The organism is Bifidobacterium sp. UTCIF-1, assembly GCF_006408915.1.
GTDB lineage: Bacteria > Actinomycetota > Actinomycetes > Actinomycetales > Bifidobacteriaceae > Bifidobacterium > Bifidobacterium reuteri.
In genome coordinates, this window is the sequence record NZ_JFAG01000002.1 from 166,254 (window position 1) to 183,856 (window position 17,603).

General features: G+C 59.7%; 17 protein-coding genes and 2 tRNA genes. 4 read left to right on the top strand and 15 right to left on the bottom strand.

From position 1 onward, the window contains the following. Positions 1-29 precede the first annotated feature (29 nt). The 3 genes from BW09_RS01735 to BW09_RS01745 form a co-directional block, all read right to left on the bottom strand. Entirely contained in the window at positions 30-947 is a 918-nt protein-coding gene (locus tag BW09_RS01735) for a 1-acyl-sn-glycerol-3-phosphate acyltransferase (RefSeq protein ID WP_140462831.1), read from the bottom strand. 307 nt (positions 948-1,254) lie between these two features. After that, on the bottom strand, positions 1,255-1,647 hold the full coding sequence (locus BW09_RS01740; RefSeq protein ID WP_161788301.1) for a Rid family detoxifying hydrolase: 393 nt from the start codon (positions 1,645-1,647) through the stop codon (positions 1,255-1,257). A 154-nt stretch (positions 1,648-1,801) separates the two neighbouring features. Continuing rightward, positions 1,802-1,877 (bottom strand) — tRNA-Arg (locus BW09_RS01745). A gap of 97 nt (positions 1,878-1,974) precedes the next feature. Here BW09_RS01745 and BW09_RS01750 point away from each other — a divergent pair. Then, positions 1,975-2,601, top strand: a complete 627-nt coding sequence (locus BW09_RS01750) for a hypothetical protein (protein ID WP_140462833.1) — start codon at positions 1,975-1,977, stop codon at positions 2,599-2,601. 87 nt (positions 2,602-2,688) lie between these two features. Here the strand turns inward: BW09_RS01750 and BW09_RS01755 are convergent, their stop codons facing one another. From BW09_RS01755 to BW09_RS01765, 3 genes are all read right to left on the bottom strand, one after another. Next, positions 2,689-3,660 carry a tetratricopeptide repeat protein gene (locus BW09_RS01755; protein ID WP_140462834.1) on the bottom strand — a complete coding sequence of 324 codons (972 nt, stop codon included), beginning with the start codon at positions 3,658-3,660 and terminating at the stop codon, positions 2,689-2,691. A gap of 139 nt (positions 3,661-3,799) precedes the next feature. Continuing rightward, positions 3,800-4,813: a hypothetical protein gene (locus BW09_RS01760; RefSeq protein WP_140462835.1), complete on the bottom strand. Its 1,014-nt coding sequence runs from the start codon at positions 4,811-4,813 to the stop codon at positions 3,800-3,802. After that, complete coding sequence (locus BW09_RS01765) at positions 4,813-6,000, bottom strand: hypothetical protein (RefSeq protein ID WP_258184931.1); 1,188 nt, start codon at positions 5,998-6,000, stop codon at positions 4,813-4,815. The genes BW09_RS01760 and BW09_RS01765 overlap by 1 nt, the downstream gene beginning before the upstream one ends. Positions 6,001-6,259: 259 nt before the next feature. On the opposite strand from BW09_RS01765, the gene BW09_RS01770 reads away from it, so the two are divergent. Both BW09_RS01770 and nucS read left to right on the top strand, forming a co-directional pair. Beyond that, positions 6,260-7,231 (top strand): FKBP-type peptidyl-prolyl cis-trans isomerase, encoded by a 972-nt coding sequence (locus tag BW09_RS01770; protein WP_140462836.1) that lies wholly within the window; start codon positions 6,260-6,262, stop codon positions 7,229-7,231. Between the two features lie 187 nt (positions 7,232-7,418). Continuing rightward, complete coding sequence (nucS, locus tag BW09_RS01775; RefSeq protein WP_140462837.1) at positions 7,419-8,138, top strand: endonuclease NucS; 720 nt, start codon at positions 7,419-7,421, stop codon at positions 8,136-8,138. A gap of 318 nt (positions 8,139-8,456) precedes the next feature. On the opposite strand, the gene BW09_RS01780 is transcribed toward nucS, so the two are convergent. The 9 genes from BW09_RS01780 to metA form a co-directional block, all read right to left on the bottom strand. After that, positions 8,457-8,753: a F0F1 ATP synthase subunit epsilon gene (locus tag BW09_RS01780; RefSeq protein WP_044089390.1), complete on the bottom strand. Its 297-nt coding sequence runs from the start codon at positions 8,751-8,753 to the stop codon at positions 8,457-8,459. Continuing rightward, positions 8,753-10,240 carry a F0F1 ATP synthase subunit beta gene (gene atpD / locus BW09_RS01785; protein ID WP_044089389.1) on the bottom strand — a complete coding sequence of 496 codons (1,488 nt, stop codon included), beginning with the start codon at positions 10,238-10,240 and terminating at the stop codon, positions 8,753-8,755. Before atpD ends, BW09_RS01780 begins: the two co-directional genes overlap by 1 nt. Before the next feature lie 9 nt (positions 10,241-10,249). Further along, the gene (locus BW09_RS01790; protein ID WP_044089388.1) at positions 10,250-11,170 is read right to left on the bottom strand and encodes a F0F1 ATP synthase subunit gamma; all 921 of its coding nucleotides are present in this window, start codon (positions 11,168-11,170) and stop codon (positions 10,250-10,252) included. A 3-nt stretch (positions 11,171-11,173) separates the two neighbouring features. Further along, positions 11,174-12,802 (bottom strand): F0F1 ATP synthase subunit alpha, encoded by a 1,629-nt coding sequence (atpA, locus tag BW09_RS01795; RefSeq protein ID WP_044089387.1) that lies wholly within the window; start codon positions 12,800-12,802, stop codon positions 11,174-11,176. A gap of 91 nt (positions 12,803-12,893) precedes the next feature. Continuing rightward, positions 12,894-13,724: a F0F1 ATP synthase subunit delta gene (locus BW09_RS01800; protein WP_044089386.1), complete on the bottom strand. Its 831-nt coding sequence runs from the start codon at positions 13,722-13,724 to the stop codon at positions 12,894-12,896. Positions 13,725-13,770: 46 nt separating this feature from the next. After that, positions 13,771-14,292 carry a F0F1 ATP synthase subunit B gene (locus BW09_RS01805; protein WP_044089385.1) on the bottom strand — a complete coding sequence of 174 codons (522 nt, stop codon included), beginning with the start codon at positions 14,290-14,292 and terminating at the stop codon, positions 13,771-13,773. Between the two features lie 101 nt (positions 14,293-14,393). After that, entirely contained in the window at positions 14,394-14,624 is a 231-nt protein-coding gene (gene atpE / locus BW09_RS01810; protein ID WP_033890625.1) for an ATP synthase F0 subunit C, read from the bottom strand. Positions 14,625-14,716: 92 nt separating this feature from the next. Then, positions 14,717-15,526 (bottom strand): F0F1 ATP synthase subunit A, encoded by an 810-nt coding sequence (gene atpB / locus BW09_RS01815; protein ID WP_044089384.1) that lies wholly within the window; start codon positions 15,524-15,526, stop codon positions 14,717-14,719. 472 nt (positions 15,527-15,998) lie between these two features. After that, the gene (gene metA / locus BW09_RS01820) at positions 15,999-17,039 is read right to left on the bottom strand and encodes a homoserine O-succinyltransferase (RefSeq protein ID WP_044089383.1); all 1,041 of its coding nucleotides are present in this window, start codon (positions 17,037-17,039) and stop codon (positions 15,999-16,001) included. 409 nt (positions 17,040-17,448) lie between these two features. On the opposite strand from metA, the gene BW09_RS01825 reads away from it, so the two are divergent. Then, a tRNA-Met gene (locus BW09_RS01825) sits at positions 17,449-17,525 on the top strand. The last annotated feature ends 78 nt before the right edge of the window (positions 17,526-17,603 follow it).

Consider the following 17,603-nt stretch of genomic DNA (forward strand, 5'->3'; position numbering starts at 1 on the left):
CCCATGATATTGACTCCTTTGCTTGTCGCTTACTGCGCCGGGAAAGGGCCTCCTGCTTCAGGCCACGGCTTGCGGGACATACTCCGATAGTCCCAGTAGCCTTCAGCAGGAAACTGTTCGCCACGAATCTCAGCCAGTACGGTATTCATGCGCTTGAGCACGCGCCACATCAACTCGTTCACCAATTCGGCTGGCGGCTCTTCGCCCCATGAGTCCATATCCGCGAGCAGATCGGCATAGTCAAGCGCATGGTCATAGCACATGACCACATTCTTGCGCGGCCACGGCCACCAGTGGTTGATGGATGCCGCACCCCACGTCACTGCGGGATACAACGGAACCTGATGCCCGAGTCTGCGCGAGGATTCCAAAGCGATATACCCCACGCCTTCCTTGATGCTCATCACCCATTTCTTCGGGTCACGGGTCACCGTGCCCTCCGGCCAGACCGTCAACGGACGACCGGATGTAAGAATCTCAATGGAGGTTTCCTCGATCTGCTTGGCCTTGCCGGAATGCCGTTGCACCGGTTGCATGCCGACCAATTGGAACCATTTGCCAATTAACGGCCACTTCGCCATCTCCGCCTTGGCCATGTATCGCGGGCGACGACCCATGTGGAACAGACTCGCCATCGGCACAAACACGTCGAACATGGTTATGTGGCTGGCTGCGGTGATAAACGGCCCATCTTCGGGCACCTGCTCCAGACCCCATGCGCGCGTCTTGCAGCTGGCGCGGAACACCACATCCACCCCGGTGAGCAGACGCTTGGTGGCCTTGGGATTCTGCGCATTAATCTCGTCGAGTTTGGCTTTGCGCCCCGGACCGGTGGGGAAATCATGCATGGGGTCTACGAGTTGATGCCGCTGTCCGAGTTTCGCGACCTGCGCGTCGCTGAGCGGGCTCACGGCCGAACGCGGTGACGGTTTTCCTTTGGATGCCATGACCACTATTGTTGCACGGTCCCCTGCCGAATCGGCGCACATCGTTAATCGTTGCGCGGACAATCCGTTCGGCCGTCTGCACACCCCGGTTTCCGGCTCACGCGGGAATTACTTGCGCTCACTAGCCGTCAGCGCAACAATTTCCCGAAACAAACGGCTTGGGTAGGAATTTCTTGCACTGAATGTTGCCCAGCGCAAAGATTTCCCACCCAAGCAGTTTGTTTCATACAGAGTGACGCTTATACAGCCCGCAATCTGCAACGGTGCCCACAGCCTCCACGCGCAGCACGGCCGCAACCGCCCCAAATCAGAGCACGGCGATGGCGTCGATCTCCACCAGAGCGCCCTTGGGGATGTCGTTGCCGCCAAAGGCCACGCGGGCGGGCTTCACGGAACCGATGAACACCTCGGCGTAGCGGGCATCCACCTCCTTGAAGTCCTCGACGTTCTTCAGATAGATGGTGGCGCGCACGACATGCTCGATGCCGGTACCTGCGGTGTCCAGAATGCACTTGATGTTCTTCAATGCTTGTGCGGCCTGCTCACCGGCGGTTTCACCGGCCAGTTCGCCGGTGGCCGGGTCGATGCCCAGCTGGCCGGAGACGAACACGAACCCATTGGCCTTCACCGCCTGGCTGTACGCGCCCAGCGCCGCCGGCGCTTCAGAAGTAGCGACCGCTTCCATCTTCTCGCTCATCATCAATGTCCTTCCATGATGTGATGCGCACGCCATCGTGTCACGAAAAGTGCCGACCACGCGCATCAATATGCCTTCACCGGCTTGTTGCCGATTACGTCGCAGTCTAGCGGCTTGCGGTATCCGGGCGATTGCAATGCCCGCCATACGGCCATTCTGGTGGGCCCAAAGGGAATCGAACCCTCGACCTTCTGTTCCGGAGACAGACGCTCTATCCACTGAGCTACGGACCCAAACAACTTCTCCACTGTACACCATCCCCGGCACGAACACGGCACATGTTCGGCATCGGCAGTTCGTCGCCCCCGAAGTACGCCATACAATGGGGTTATGTCGGAACTTACAGATGACTTCGAATACGAGCGCCGCTTTTTCTGCCGCGAATTCCCTGCGGAATACGATGACGGCGATGCGCCGACCCTCATCATCCAGAGCTATTACGTGCACGCCGACAATTACGCGCTACGTATCCGTTTGACTTCGCACACATTGCGTGTGCCGATGACCGCGGACGTCAATCCGATGGAGGTGCTGGACCAGCATCGCGAGCGCTTCACCGAAGCCTATGTCACGGTCAAGGGCCCCTCCGTGGGAGGCACACGGTACGAAGTGGAACGGGAGATCGATACACGCATCGCCGCGGAACTGGTCAAGCGCGGCGGAGCCATCATCATCAAAAACCGTTATTCCGCGTGGATTGCGGAAGACGGCTGGAGCATCGATGTATTCGGTGGCGGCAATGCGCCGCTGATCGTCGCCGAGGCGGAACGATCAAGTCCGGTGACGAACCTCACCATCCCGAAGTTCTGCATCACCGAAATCACCGATCAGGCCAGATTCAACAATGACGGGCTGGCCGCGCGCCCGTTCGGCGAATGGGCCGGCGATTTCGAGGCCGAACTCGCCACAAGCGGCCCGCATTTCCAGCAGTATTTCGGAACGAACAGAATGGCGTAATCCGCTCTGTAATCCGCTCCGCCACGACCAGAGTCAGTACCCTGTCCCGACCAGAGTCAGTACCGCTTCAGTACAGCTCAGCACCGCTCAGTACATCAGCGTGGCGAGGCGCCGGCGTGCGCGCGCCAGGCGCGGATCAGTAGGCTCCGGAATGGCGAAATACTCCAGCAGACGCTTGCGCACCGGCTCGATGTCTTCCTTGTGGCCGGCGGCCAGATAGTCCAGCAGCCGATCAAACGCATCCTGAATCTGCCCGCCGATCATATCGATATCGGCCACGGCCAGTTGCGCCTCCACGTCATCGGGAGCAGCAGCCGCGGCGGCGCGGACCTCCCGCACATTCGCCTGACCGGAGCGTGCCAGCAGCAGCGCCTTGGCGCGCTCGCGGGCGGCGAGCGCATCGCCCGGGTTCATTTCCAGCACATGCTCGTATTCGGCTGCGGCACCGGCGTAATCACCCTCCTCTGCAAGGCGATGCGCCTCGGCATGCTCGGGCGGCACCTGCTGTGCCGCGTCGGCACCGGATGCCGCAGCGCTCTTGGCCGCATCGGAATCAGGGTCCCCGGAATACGGGGCGGTGCCGCTGACCCCAGCCTGGGCGGCGGCCTGGATGATCTTCGGGATGACCTCATCGCACAGCTGCTTGAGCTCATCATCGCCGGGCAGCCCCTGCAGCAATGGCATCGGACGGCCGCCGATCAGCGCGAACAGCGCAGGTGCCCCCTGCACCTGAAGCGCCTGGGCGATTGAGGCGTTGGTGGAGATGTCGATACGGGACAGCTGGATCTTGCCGTTCAGCGCGTTGACGGCATCACCCAGCGCACGCGCCATCGGAAAGAGGCGGTCATCGGTCGGAATCCACAGCAGAAGCAGAATCGGGAATGTGGCAGAGGTCTGTACCATCGCCTGGAACGTATTCTCCGTGGTGTCTATCACATAAGCGCCTGCAGCCGGAGCTCCCCCGGCCTGACCAGGCTCAGCCTTGACCTGGTGCTTCAGAGCCTCCAAATCGACCGCACCCGCCAGAGATACTCCCGGATTGAACTGCTGATCAGCCATACCATGCCTCCACATGTAATCGCGCATGGCCACACATGCCTGCGCATAACAAAACGATGCTGAAACCGATTGTAGTTCCAGCATCGAAAGAACCGCGCTTCATTGCTTTTGCTCAGCGATAGGCGGACACGTCGAACCGTTACAGCGCCTCCACCTTGACCGGCTGGCGATCGGCGCCGACCGCGGTGATCTGGGCACCGTCGCCGGACTGCGGAACGTACAGCGCCACCACGTTCACATAGGTGACCTTCATGGTGCTGGTGTAATGGTCGGAATTGTAGAGGATCCTCTCATCGTCGGATGCGGGCTGGGATTCTCGGCCGTCACCTGCCTGGCGGGTCCATGTCGAATCGATGCGTCCGACCACCAGATCGCCGCCGTCGGCGGTGCGCATCACCCACATCTGGTCCGGCACTGCGGTGAACGTCTGCTGCTGCGTGCCGTTGTTTCGTGCGATGCCTTCCTGAACCGTGCTGGTCAACGATGCGATACGCTGGCGGAGCATGTCATCGGTGAACGTCGAGGCGTACTGGCTGCTGGAGCCGTTCTGCAGCACGTCGGCATACTGGGTGAGCGCATCGGTCGGCGTGGCCACCAGACCGGTGTCCTTGGCGGTGCCCATCTGCGAACCGTGCGTGGGAACCTCGAACTTCGGCATGCTCACGCCATCGAACAGACGCGCCATGGCCACCAGCTTGTAGTTCTCACGCGCGCTGTTCTGGTTGAGCACCAGCAGACGCTGCGACTGCTGGTCTTCGGTGGTCGTGGTGATGGTGAACACCGAACGCGGCCAGCCGTCATCGGTGGGAATCACGACCTGCGACACATCCTTGGGGATGGTCGCATATTTGTTCATGCTTCCGCTCTTCTGTGCGATGGTCACCTGACTGGCACGGATCTCCAGTTGCGGGCCAGACATCACCGCCTTGTAGCCATCTGCGGACTTCGCCGCGTCGGCCTCATCCAATGTCTCAAGAATCTTGGTCCGGATCTTCTTCTCCTGCGCCTCGGTCAGGTCAGGCGAAGGTTGCGAGGCGGCTGGTGCTTCAGCGGTCGGCAGCTGCCCTTCGCATGCGGCCAATGGCAGCACCAGAGCCAATGCAGCGACGGCCGTCGTGCCAAGTTTTACCAAGCTATGCATTCGTTTGCTCATCACTTCCCCTCCTCCTGCTTATGGGCGTGCGCATCGGGACTGCCGGTACCCGCATTGTCCACCATGTCCGCGTCGTCCGGACCGTTGGACTGCCCATCCTGCACTTCCCTAGCCAAACGGGAGAAATACGCCTGCAGTTCGTCAGGGGTGATCACCGAAGTCGCCTGATCATCCAACGAACCGGCGCGCCCGCTATGCCCAGCGCTACGACCAGCGCTGTGCGCACCGTCACGCATACCGTCAAGCTGAGTTCCGGTTTCGGCACCGGACTCCGCAGCCTCAAACACATGATGCTCTGGCTGCTCTGATTGTTCGGACTGCTGGGCCTGCTGGTCCGCGACCATATTGCGCGCCGCGGGATCCACGATCACCGGGGTCTCGATCTGTTCGGATTCCAGTTCCGACTCGTTCTTCGCACCACGGCGATGCGCGGCGTGGCGACGACGCTTGCGCGCAGGCACGGATTCCGGCAATTTGGTGCCGACCAACCCTTGCTCAACCCGCTCGGCAAACGACAAATCAGTATGAATGATGGCCTTGCCTTCCACCATCCGCTTGCGACGCTTATGCGGAGGCATGGCGAACACGGAGGCGCAGAGGACGGCGACCACTGCCAGCAGGCCGCCGGACAGATAGAACGGCATCGCGAAATCAGGCACCTGCGAGCGCACCCAGCGCATCGAAATCTCGGCGCTTGACGCATCCTTGCCCAAATCGACGATAGCCACGGTGGAATCGGCGGTCTTGGTGCTGGTCAATGTCACTTCGCCCTTGCCGCACTTGACCTGCGACCACATGTCCGAATCCTTGAATGCCACGGCGTTGTCATCGCTGGCCTCGGAGGCGGCCCCCGTGGCCTTGCCTTGCTGCGTGGCGAGCGAAGTCCACGACGCCAATCCGGTGATGCGCTGATACGACGACTCGGAAGCCACCCAGCCGGCTACATCCTTGGACGTGCCAAGTGCCACGCACACCTGCATCGATGACGAGCTCGGCTTCACGTTCAGCGTGGCGTTCCGATCCAGCAGCGGCAATACGCCGGGATCGGTGACGACATATTGGGTGCCGCTGATTGTCGCACTGGCGTTGATGATGCTGGACGGCTTCCACATCGTGGCATTCAGAATTCCCAATGCCACGGCAGCCACGGCAAGCAAGCCGAAAATAGGCGTCACTATGCCACGCATGATCATGGCATGACGGGTCGGACGCGCGGCACGCTTCGGCTCGCCGTCCTTGTTCTCCCCCGGATTTCCCGCCCCTGATTCCTGCCCCTCAGCGCGGTTCTCCAATGGATCGATGACATCCTGATTTGGATTCATGGTCTGTTCTTGAGCACTCATAACGACATCATTCTACAATCCGAACCTGTCCATTGCCTTGGAACTTGTCTGAGCCGTTGCCGGCGAACGAAAAAATCAGGGTTTGACGGTACTCTGGTGAGCCATGCGTAAGTCTCAATTCCGCCCGCTGTCCAAAGCCGCAGCGCTGGCATGCTCACTGGTCATGTGCATTTCACTGGCCGCATGTTCAGGCTCCTCCAGCTCTTCCGATTCTTCCGATTCCAAGAATTCCAACGATTCCTCGGCATCCTCGTCCGCGAGGCAGATCGCCGGCGTGACCGCCACCGGCAAACTCGGCGAGAAGCCGACGATTTCCTTCAACACTCCGATGACCGTCTCCGACGGCTCCTATGTGGTGCTGCAGAAAGGTGATGGCGAGACCATCGAGGAAGGCGATCGCGTATGCGCCCAGGGCATAGCCCTGAATGTCAAGGACGGCACCGAGCTCATGGACACCTGGACCAAGAACACGCCCGACTGCTCGCTGGTGGTGAGCTCCTCGAAACTCTCCTCCACCTACTACGACCAGATCAAGGGCGCGAAGATCAACACCACCATCGGTTTCGGCGTCAATGACAACGACTCGTCCGGCTACTCGTACATCCTAGCGATGACGTTCGTCTCCAAGTCCAAGGATCTCGAAAAGGCCACTGGCGAGGAGGTCAAGGACGTGCCCGCCAACCTGCCGAAGGTGACGCGAGCCAAGGATGGCAAGCCCTCCATCGATATGAACGGTCAGGGTTCTGTGGACAGTCTGGTGACGCAGACGCTCATCAAGGGTTCCGGCAAGACCCTGACCGATTCGGATACCGCCGTGGTCAAGTACACCGGCTGGCTTACGAATGGCAAGCAGTTCGACTCCTCGTGGGACAAGAACACCACGTTCGACGCCGACCTGTCGGCCAGCGGCCAGATCATCTCCGGATGGAAGCAGGGGCTGATCGGTCAGACCGTCGGCTCGCAGGTGCTGCTCGTGATTCCGCCGGACTTGGGTTACGGCGCCGATGGCTCCGGGGACACGATTCCGGGCAACTCCACGCTGGTGTTCGTGATCGACATCCTCGCCGCGTACTGATTGCCTCGTACGCCGTGAATCGCGTATGGAATGGGGCGAAACATAAGTCATTGACAACAGTGGCTTATGTTTCGCCCCATTGTTGTATGGGAAAGTGGAGCGAAACATAAGTCGATGTCGATGCTTCTGTGCGGCGTCCCCTCTCCACCCATAACAATCGCCATGCATTGCATTACAGTGGTGGCTTATGCGAATCATTGTTGCCGACTGTGCTGCCGAATACTCCGGCCGTCTCAACGCCTCATTGCCGCTGGCCAAGCGGGTGCTGCTCATCAAGGCCGACTCCAGTCTGCTGATTTTCTCCGAACTGGGATCCTATAAACCGCTTAATTGGATGACCGCCCCCTGCACCATTCGCGAAATGACGCCAGCCGACACCGACTCTGTCGACGAAGGCTCTGTCAACGAGAACGACATTCCCGAAAAAGTACTGCGTGTCACTGCCGACAAAGGGTCGGACGTGCTCGAAGTCACGCTGTACCACGTGTACTCCGACCAGACATACGATTTGGGCGAGGATCCGGGATTAATCAAGGACGGTGTGGAGGATCATCTGCAGCGCTATCTCGCCGAACAGATCGAACGCATCGGCAAAGGCGCGAAACTGGTCCGCCGCGAATATCCCACCGCCATCGGTCCGGTGGACATCATGGCGATCAATGCGGATGGCGAGCATGTGGCCGTGGAGATCAAACGTCATGGCGGCATCGATGGCGTCGAGCAATTGACGCGATACTGCGACCTGCTCAATCGTGATCCACTGCTTGCCCCTGTGCACGGCATCTTCGCCGCGCAAACTATCACGCCACAGGCCCAGGTGCTGGCCAAGGATCGTGGCTTCACGTGCCTGATCCTCGACTATGACGAGATGAAAGGCACCGAGGACGATTCCCTGCGTCTGTTCTAGGGGTAATGTGGCCGTCTCGCGGCGCGCGTTCGTGCCACAACATCATGGAAACGAGTCTTTTCCTGCGTTGCGGCACTGTGGTACGGCGCGTGATTGCGTGATTGCGGGACGCAAATGCATAAAGCATGATTCCGCACTTGTATCCCACTGCGTGCCAATAGGCATTGGCGATTATCGACGGTTTTGCTCCAAAATCGAGGGATGCAACTGCAGTTATGGGGATTTTTTCTTTTGCGTCCCGCGACTTATACAACAATGGCTCTCTCTGGAATCCCAGAGAGAGCCATTGCGATTGTGTGATCGCGCTATCGGTGCAGCTCAGGCCTCCGTGCTGGAGTACTGCACATCACGACCGCGCTCAACCGCCACGGTGAGCTTGTTCGAGTCGAAGGAGATGAATCCGTCGGTCACTTCGAACATATGGCGATCGCCATCGGGCTCAACCACGGTGAGCGTACCCTGCTTGATGACCGTGAGCACAGGCTCATGGCTCGGCAGGATGCCCATACCGCCTTCGGAAGCGGGGATGGTCACGCTCGCCGCATCGCCGTGCCACACCGGGTGGTCGGCAGCGACGATGTTCACCTTCATCGTGGTTTTTTCCGATTCAGCCATCACTCACCAAGTTCCTTCTGCATGTCGTGCCACTTCTTCTCGAGATCGTCGATGCCACCGATGCCGGAGAAAGCCTGCTCCGGGACGTCGTCATACACGCCGTCGCAGATGCGGGTGAAGGCCTCGATGGTCTCGTCGGCCGGCACGTAGGAACCCGGACGACCGGTGAACTTCTCGGCCACGTAGAAGTTCTGGCCGAGGAACTGCTCGATGCGACGAGCACGGTTCACGGTGGTCTTGTCCTCTTCGGAGAGCTCGTCGATACCGATCAGGGCGATGATGTCCTGCAGCTCCTTGTTACGCTGCAGAATCGCCTTGACGCGGTTGGCGCACTCATAGTGGGCCTGGCCGACGTAACGCGGATCGAGGATTCGCGAAGTGGAGCTCAGCGGGTCCACAGCCGGGTAGATACCCTTGGAAGCGATGTCACGGGAAAGCTCGGTGGTCGCATCCAAGTGAGCGAAGGTCGTGGCCGGGGCCGGGTCGGTGTAATCATCGGCCGGCACGTAGATGGCCTGCAGCGAGGTGATGGAGTGGCCTCGCGTGGAGGTGATGCGCTCCTGCAAAGCACCCATCTCGTCGGCCAGGTTCGGCTGGTAACCCACGGCGGAAGGCATACGGCCCAGCAGTGTGGACACCTCGGAACCGGCCTGCGTGAAACGGAAGATGTTGTCGATGAACAGCAGCACGTCCTGGTTCTGCACGTCACGGAAGTACTCTGCCATGGTCAGTGCGGTCAGCGGGACACGCAGACGGGTGCCCGGCTGCTCATCCATCTGGCCGAAGACCAGAGCGGTCTTCTCAAGCACGCCGGCTTCGTCCATCTCGCCGATCAAATCGTTACCCTCACGGGTACGCTCGCCGACGCCGGCGAACACGGACACACCGCCGTGGTTCTGAGCCACACGCTGAATCATTTCCTGAATCAGCACGGTCTTGCCCACGCCTGCACCACCGAACAGACCGATCTTGCCGCCCTGCACGTACGGGGTCAGCAGATCGATGACCTTGATGCCCGTCTCGAACATCTGGGTCTTGGACTCCAGCTGGTCGAAGGCCGGCGGGTTGCGGTGGATGGGCCAACGCTCGGTAACGGTGACCTGCTCATCCGGCTTCTTGTTGAGGATATTTCCGGACACGTCGAAGACGTGGCCCTTGGTCACATCGCCGACCGGCACGGAAATCGGGGCACCGGTGTCGTACACGGATGCGCCACGCACCAGGCCGTCGGTCGGCTTCAGTGCCACGCAGCGCACGGTGGAGTCACCGAGGTGCTGTTCGACCTCGAGAGTGATCTCGGTCGACTTGGCTTCGCCTTCCTCCTTGGCGCCCGTGTTGACGATGGTCACGTGCAGGGCGTTGTAGATGTCGGGCATGTGGCCGACCGGGAACTCAACGTCGATAACCGAACCCTGGACTCGGGTGACGCGTCCGTGAACCGGCTCGCCGTTGGTCTCGGAAGCCACAGTGGTCTGATTCTCAGCCATAGTGCGTTCCTACTCTTCCTTTGTGTTCAGCGCGTCAGCGCTGCCGATGATTTCGGTAAGTTCCTGGGTGATCGAGGCCTGACGCGAAGCGTTGAGCTTGCGGGTGAGGTCATCGACCAGATTACGTGCGTTGTCCGTTGCCGTGTGCATGGCGTTCTGACGGCTGGCGGTCTCGGAGGCCGCTGCGGTCAGCAGGCACTCATGGATACGGGATTGGATGTACTTCGGCAGAATGGCATCCAGCACCTCGTCCAGACTCGGCTCGAACGAATACAGCGGGGAGATATCCTCTGCCGCAGGCTCGTTCTCCGGGTCCGGAACCTTGGCCTCGTTCTCCACGATCTCCACCGGCAGCATGCGCAGCACGCGAACCTTCTGGACCACCATGTTGATGAACTCGGTGTAGACGATGTAGAGTTCGGAGACTCCACCCTTCTCCGCCGGTTTCATATAGGCGTCCATCAACGTATTGGAGATCGTCTCGGCGATCTCGACGCCGGGCTGGTCGGTGTCACCTTCCCATGTGGCCGCCACGTCGCGGTTGCGGTACTTGTAGTACGTCGAACCACGACGCCCGTACACGAACAGCTCCGGCTGCTTGCCATCCGCCTCGAGGCGGGCCAGCAGCGATTCCGTTTCACGGATAATCGAAGAGGTGTACGGGCCGGCCATGCCACGATCCGAGGTGAGGGCGAGAACAGCCACTCGCGGGTTGTTCTCGCCCTTCATCGCGATCGGATGCGTGATATGGGTGTGCGCCACCAACGCTTGCACGGCATCGAAAATCGCATCGGTGTACGGCTTCGCGTTCAAAGCCACATCACGGGCCTTGGCGATATGCGAAGACGCGATCATCTCCTGTGCGTTGAAGATCTTCTCCAACGATTCAGTGGAGTGGATGCGTGATTTCAATGCGAGTTGCGAGCCCATGGCTTACTTCTCTCCCGCCACGATCTTTTCCTGCTCGACCGGGGCTGCCTTGGAAACGTCAGGCTTCTTCTCGACCAGCGGCTTGCCGGCGGAGGTGACGAAGGTGGCGCGGAAGGCGTCCACGGCCTTGGCGAGGGCAGCCTCGGTGTCGGCAGTGAAGTCCTCGGTGTCGCGGATGGTCTTGAGGATATCGGTGTTGTGGTCGAGGTAGTCCAGCAGACCCTGCTCGAACGGAAGCACATCGGCGAGCTCGAGGTCATCGAGCTTGCCATGGGTGCCGGTCCAGACGGACACGACTTCCTGCTCCATGGAGTACGGGTGGAACTGCGGCTGCTTCAACAGCTCGGTCAGGTGGGCGCCACGGGTCAGCTGGGCCTTGGAAGCCGCATCCAGATCGGACGCGAACATGGCGAAGGATTCCAGCGAACGGTACTGTGCCAGGGAGATCTTCAGCGTGCCGGAGACCTTCTTGAGAGCCTTGGTCTGTGCCGCGCCGCCGACTCGGGAGACGGAGATACCGACGTCCACTGCAGGACGCTGGTTGGCGTTGAACAGATCGGACTGCAGGAAGATCTGACCGTCGGTGATGGAGATCACGTTGGTCGGGATATAGGCGGACACATCGTTCGCCTTGGTCTCGACGATCGGCAGACCCGTCATGGAACCACCACCGAGATCATCGGAGACCTTAGCGCAGCGTTCGAGCAGACGGGAGTGCAGGTAGAACACATCACCCGGGTAGGCTTCACGCCCCGGCGGGCGACGAAGCAGCAGGGAGATCGAACGATAGGCTTCAGCCTGCTTGGACAAATCATCGAAGACGATCAGCACATGCTTGCCGTTGTACATCCAGTGCTGGCCGATGGCCGAACCGGTGTACGGGGCGATGTACTTGAAACCTGCGGAATCGGATGCCGGGGATGCCACGATGGTGGTGTACTCCATGGCACCGGCGTCCTCCAGGCTCTGCTTCACCGAAGCGATGGTGGAGCCCTTCTGGCCGACAGCCACGTAGATGCAGCGCACCTGCTTCTTCGGGTCGCCGGATTCCCAGTTCGCCTTCTGGTTGATGATGGTATCGATCGCGATGGCGGTCTTACCGGTCTGGCGGTCGCCGATGATGAGCTGGCGCTGGCCGCGGCCGATCGGCGTCATTGCGTCGATGGCCTTGAGGCCAGTGGACAGCGGCTCGTCGACCGGGTGACGGTGCATCACATCCGGAGCCTGGGCTTCAAGGATACGGCGGCCTTCGCTCTTGATCTCGCCAAGGCCGTCAATCGGCTTACCCAGCGGATCAACGACGCGGCCGAGGTAACCGTCGCCGACAGGCACGGAGAGCACTTCGCCCGTGCGACGCACTTCCTGGCCTTCCTCGATTCCAGCGAAATCGCCGAGAATCACCACGCCGATCTCACGGGCGTCAAGGTTGAACGCCAGGCCGAGCGTGCCGTCTTCGAACGTCAGCAGCTCATTGGCCATGCAACCAGGCAACCCCGTCACGTGGGCAATGCCATCACCGGCCGTGGCGACATATCCCACTTCCTGAGTGGGGGTGTCGCTCGGCTGGTAGGACGACACAAAGTCGTCCAAGGCCTTGCGAATCGAGGCGGGATCGATGGTCAGTTCTGCCATGATCACTCCTTATTGTTGGTTATTGTTCAGTCAAGTCTTTGCTTGTGTTCCGCTGAACGGCAGGGAAGGCAGTAGGCCGTTCCCCATCCGCTCAGTTGGTGCCCGCTTTCACGGTGCGGTGCAGGTTCTGCAACTGCGCGACCACGGTATTGTCCGTGACTTCGTCGCCGACCTGAATGCGCATGCCTCCGAGCACGCTCGGATCCACCACGGAATTGATGTGGACCGGGCGTCCGGCCTTCGCCGAGTAAATGTCCGTCAGACGATCGACCTGTTCCTTCGTCAGTGGCGTGGCGGTGGTCACCGTGACCATCGACTCACCCATATGACGCGAGAACTTGTTGATCAGCCACTGGATGGTCTCCAGATAGCGGCGGCGGCGAAGATTGCAGGTGGCGTGTTCGGCAAGCCTCATCGTAATCTTGTTGAGACCCTTGCCATCGAATACCTCACGGAACAGCTTCACGCGGGATTCGCTGGTGGCCTGATCGTCATACAGCTTGGCGCGCACCACCGGCAGGGTCAGCAGTGCGGAATGCAACTGCGACAGCTCGATGGATACCTGCAACGTCGAGTCAGTGGCGTCAGCGTAATACATCATGGCGTCCACGCCGAAATCTTCCACAGCGTTGGCGATGTCTCGGGCACGGCTCCAACGACGGGCGACCAGATCAGTCATGATCTCCATCGTCATCGGGTGCTCATTGCCCTGGAACAGCTCGTTGAGTACTGCGACCTTATCGGCCACAGGGCGGGAAGGATCCGTCAACGCCCGTTCGAGAGGAAGCGTGTGGTCAAGCACGCTGGTGATCTTGAACAGTTCGTTGCCGATACGCCATGCATCCTCACGGGTGTCACGCAGCTTCGGGGCGAGCGAATCACGCGACTCGCGGTCTGCTATACGGGATGCCTCTCCTCGCATGGTCACCTCCCTTTCTGGTTACGGATGTTCCTGACGATGTTCACAATCACTTCTTGGCATCCAGGTCGTTGATCATCGAGTCGATCATCGAAGACTGCACAGCGCTGTCTTCGAGCTTGGCACCGAGGATCTTTCCGGCCAAGGCAGTGGCAAGCGCGCCGACCTCGCCCTTGAGCGAGACCATGGCCTGCTGCTGCTGGGATTCCAGTGAGCGCTGAGCATTGGCGGTGATCTGCGCGGCCTCGGATTCGGCACGCGAACGTGCGTCGGCAACGATATGCGATGCTTCGGCGCGGGCGTCATCACGAATCTTGGCAGCCTCGACGCGAGCCTGGCTCAGTTGGGCCTCATACTTAGCCTTCGCCTCGTTGGCGTCCTTCTGGGCCTGCTCAGCCTTTGCGATGCCACCTTCGATCTTGGCGGTACGCTCATCGAACACAGCCTGGAACTTCGGCATGAAGAACTTGTAGAAGAACACCGCGATGATTGCAAGGATAATCAGCGACCATACGATGTCGTAGACCTTGGGGATGAACAGATTCACACCGTTCTGCTCCGCTAAAGTCATTGTCGTTCTCCTTTCATTGCTTCATTTCCTGATCATTCATTCTTCCGTCGACCCGCATCGATCCGCGATTCATGCGAACCGAACACGGCAACGGTGATGAATCACTGGAAGATGAAGCCGGCCACCAGACCGAGGAGGGCCAGAATCTCGACGAATGCAAGACCCAGGAACATCAGGGTCTGCAGACGGCCGCCGAGCTCAGGCTGACGAGCGGTGCCTTCGATGGTCTTGCCGATCAGGATGCCCAGACCGATGCCAGGGCCGATGGCGGCAAGGCCGTAGCCGATTGCGTTGAGATTACCAGCGACCTCAGCGAGGGTGATGATATCCATGGGTTTGTCCTTTCTGGTTTTTCTTCAGTACGAAGGAAATCTTGGAAAAACTATGTTCCGGGGAGCTTGAGCGAACACCGCCGAGCGGCTGATCACTCGCCCTCCGGGTAGCTCATGTTGATGTATGCAGTGGTCAACATGGCAAAGATGAATGCTTGCAGAGCCGCGACCAATATCTCGAACAGGGTCATGATCAGGCCGGCGGCAAGCGTGCCGACGCCGAGGATGGACCACAGCTTGTTCGGAATCTCGATAAGGAACCACTGGGTGGCGGCAAGGCAGACGGCCACAGTGATATGGCCGGCGACCATGTTGGCGAAGAGTCGCAGGGTCAGGGAGACTGGACGAATCACCAGAAGCTCGAGAATCTGAATCGGGGTCAGCAGAATGTAGATCGGAGCGGGCACGCCCTTGGGGAAGAGCTCGTCCTTGAGGAAGTGGCCCAGACCCTTCTCACGCGCACCTGCGATCCAGTACTGGACAAAGCACCAGCCGGCGAAGACCAGCGGCATGGTGATGGTGGCCGTAGCGGCGATGTTGAAGCCCGGGATGATGCCGCACAGGTTGAACACCAGAATGGTGAAGAACATAGTGGTGATCATCGGCAGATAACGCTGTCCGCGCTCCTTGCCCATCACCTGATAGACGATCTGGTCACGCACGAATTCGATGACCCATTCCACGGCGCCCTGCCAACGACCTGGAATCAGCTTGGCACGAGCCGCCGAAACACCCAGAATCACCAGCATGATCACGGTGGCGATCACGCGCACCATGATGATGCGATCCATGGCGAACGGAGTCCCCGGAAAAATGATCTGAGGAAGAAGGAAGTCGTCGACGGTCGGGAATTCCGGGCCGTCGGCGGCCAATGCCACCCCGTTCAAAAGGGCTTCGTTCATTCTCACGCCTCCTGCTTCTTCTGTTGTCAGATGTCAGTTTAGACCAGCGGAGCGAGCAAATGTGACGTATCGGTTACTTCCACTCTCCACTGCGGGACCGGCCAGGCGGGAACCGGAGTTGGCGCTTGGCATTCAACCCCGAATGACTGAAATGCGATTATTGGCCTCACATCGGACAAAGTCAATGCCCGCTTGGCGTGTCCATTGTAAGCCCTACTGCCATAAGGGTTTTACCACTTTGTTATCATACTCGGCGCTATTAGACGGGCACCTCAATATTGCCGAGTTTTGATCACACCTTTGTCCATATATCGAACAGAGTGGTATCCAAGTCGTGGTCACTGCGTCGCGTAGCCGCTACAAAGGGGCGGCACATAGGCTCATACAGACCAAGGCACCAGGCACCATTGCCGGCAATCTTACCGGCAGTCAGACCCCGACATACCGACAAACCAGCAGACCGATCGCGAAATCAGCGCCGAGGAATAACCCCGTATCCATCATGCTCGAACGGCGCGAAGCCGTCTTTACGCGGACTGCCCGGTTCGTGACGAATCGAGCGATCGGTGCCGAGTTTCTTCTCCGCCCGCAACTGAGGCACTTCAGACAAGTCATACGGCGTGGTCTGATACACCCAGTTCAGCCAGTTGCGCCACAACAGGTTGCCATGTGCGCGCCAACTGAACAGCGGCTCCAGCGAGGGATCGTCATGTGGGAAGTAGTTTTGGGGGAACGGCACATTGGTGAGCCCCTTGGCCATATCGCGCTCGTATTCCTCGGCGAGCGTGTATTTGCCGTATTCCCAGTGGCCTAGCGCGAAGACCTCGGAGAAATCGCGCGTGGCCACCAGCCCCGGCCCGGATTGCGGACCCCAGGTCAGCACCTGCAGGTCCTCCTCATGCGCCTTCAGATCATCCTCACTCACACCGGCGAGGCGGGAATGCGGCTGCAACGCGATCTCGTCAAAGCCGTTGGTGAGGAAGCAGTATTCATCCTGCAGGTACTGCGGGAATACGCCGAAGACCTTCTGCGGATAATCCTCCTTGCGCACACCGTAACGGTAATACAGCGCACCCATGGCGCCCCAGCACAGGTACATGGTGGAGAACACATGAGTGGAGGCCCAGTCGAGGATGGTCTTGAATTCCTCCCAGTAGTCCACCTGTTCGAAAGGCAGATGCTCCACCGGTGCGCCGGTCACGACGAAACCATCGTAATAGTTGTCCTTGAACGCATCGAGCGTTTCATAGAACTTCACCAGATGGTCAGCGGAGACATGCGTGGACTCATGCGTGGAGGTCTTCATGAAATCGACCTCCACCTGCAGCGGGCTCTTGGAGATGAGGCGAAGAAGCTGTGTTTCGGTCTCGATCTTCTTGGGCATAAGATTCAAGATCACCAGTTTGAGCGGACGCACACGCTGACGCTCAGCTTCGGGCTTCTCGAGGGCGAAGATGCGCTCCGAATCGAGGATGGCACGGGCCGGCAGGCCACTGGGAATCTTAATAGGCATGTTTTCATTATGGTGGAATCGTGGATATGCCGCACGCCGAGGATGCCGTTTTATGCGGCGGACCACATAGATTCCGCTTATGACGCGTTACGCGACAGGACAGCGCGGTATGACACCCCGCATGGTCGGCGTGCCACGCTCCATGCATGATATGTTCCTCAGGGTTGGCGCGCGCCACGCGCAGTATGGTCCTCAGTGCGGCACCAACTCCCTACACGCGACGCCACTTCACACGCGGCACGTCCCCTCTACGCGCGATACGTCCCCTCTACGCGCGATACGTCCCACGCGCGGCACATCCCATGGGCGATGCATCACCTCCCACTGGCGACACGCCGAAGAAACCAACCTGATTGACTTTTTTCAATCCCTCAGTATCGTAGATAGAGCTGTCAGAAAGACAAGCCGACGCGGGGTGGAGCAGCTCGGTAGCTCGCTGGGCTCATAACCCAGAGGTCCATGGTTCAAATCCATGCCCCGCTACCAAGGAAGGCCGAGAATCGGAAGGTTCTCGGCCTTTTTGTTTTCCGACAAGCTTAGCGCCCCGTCGTTTCCGGGCTATAA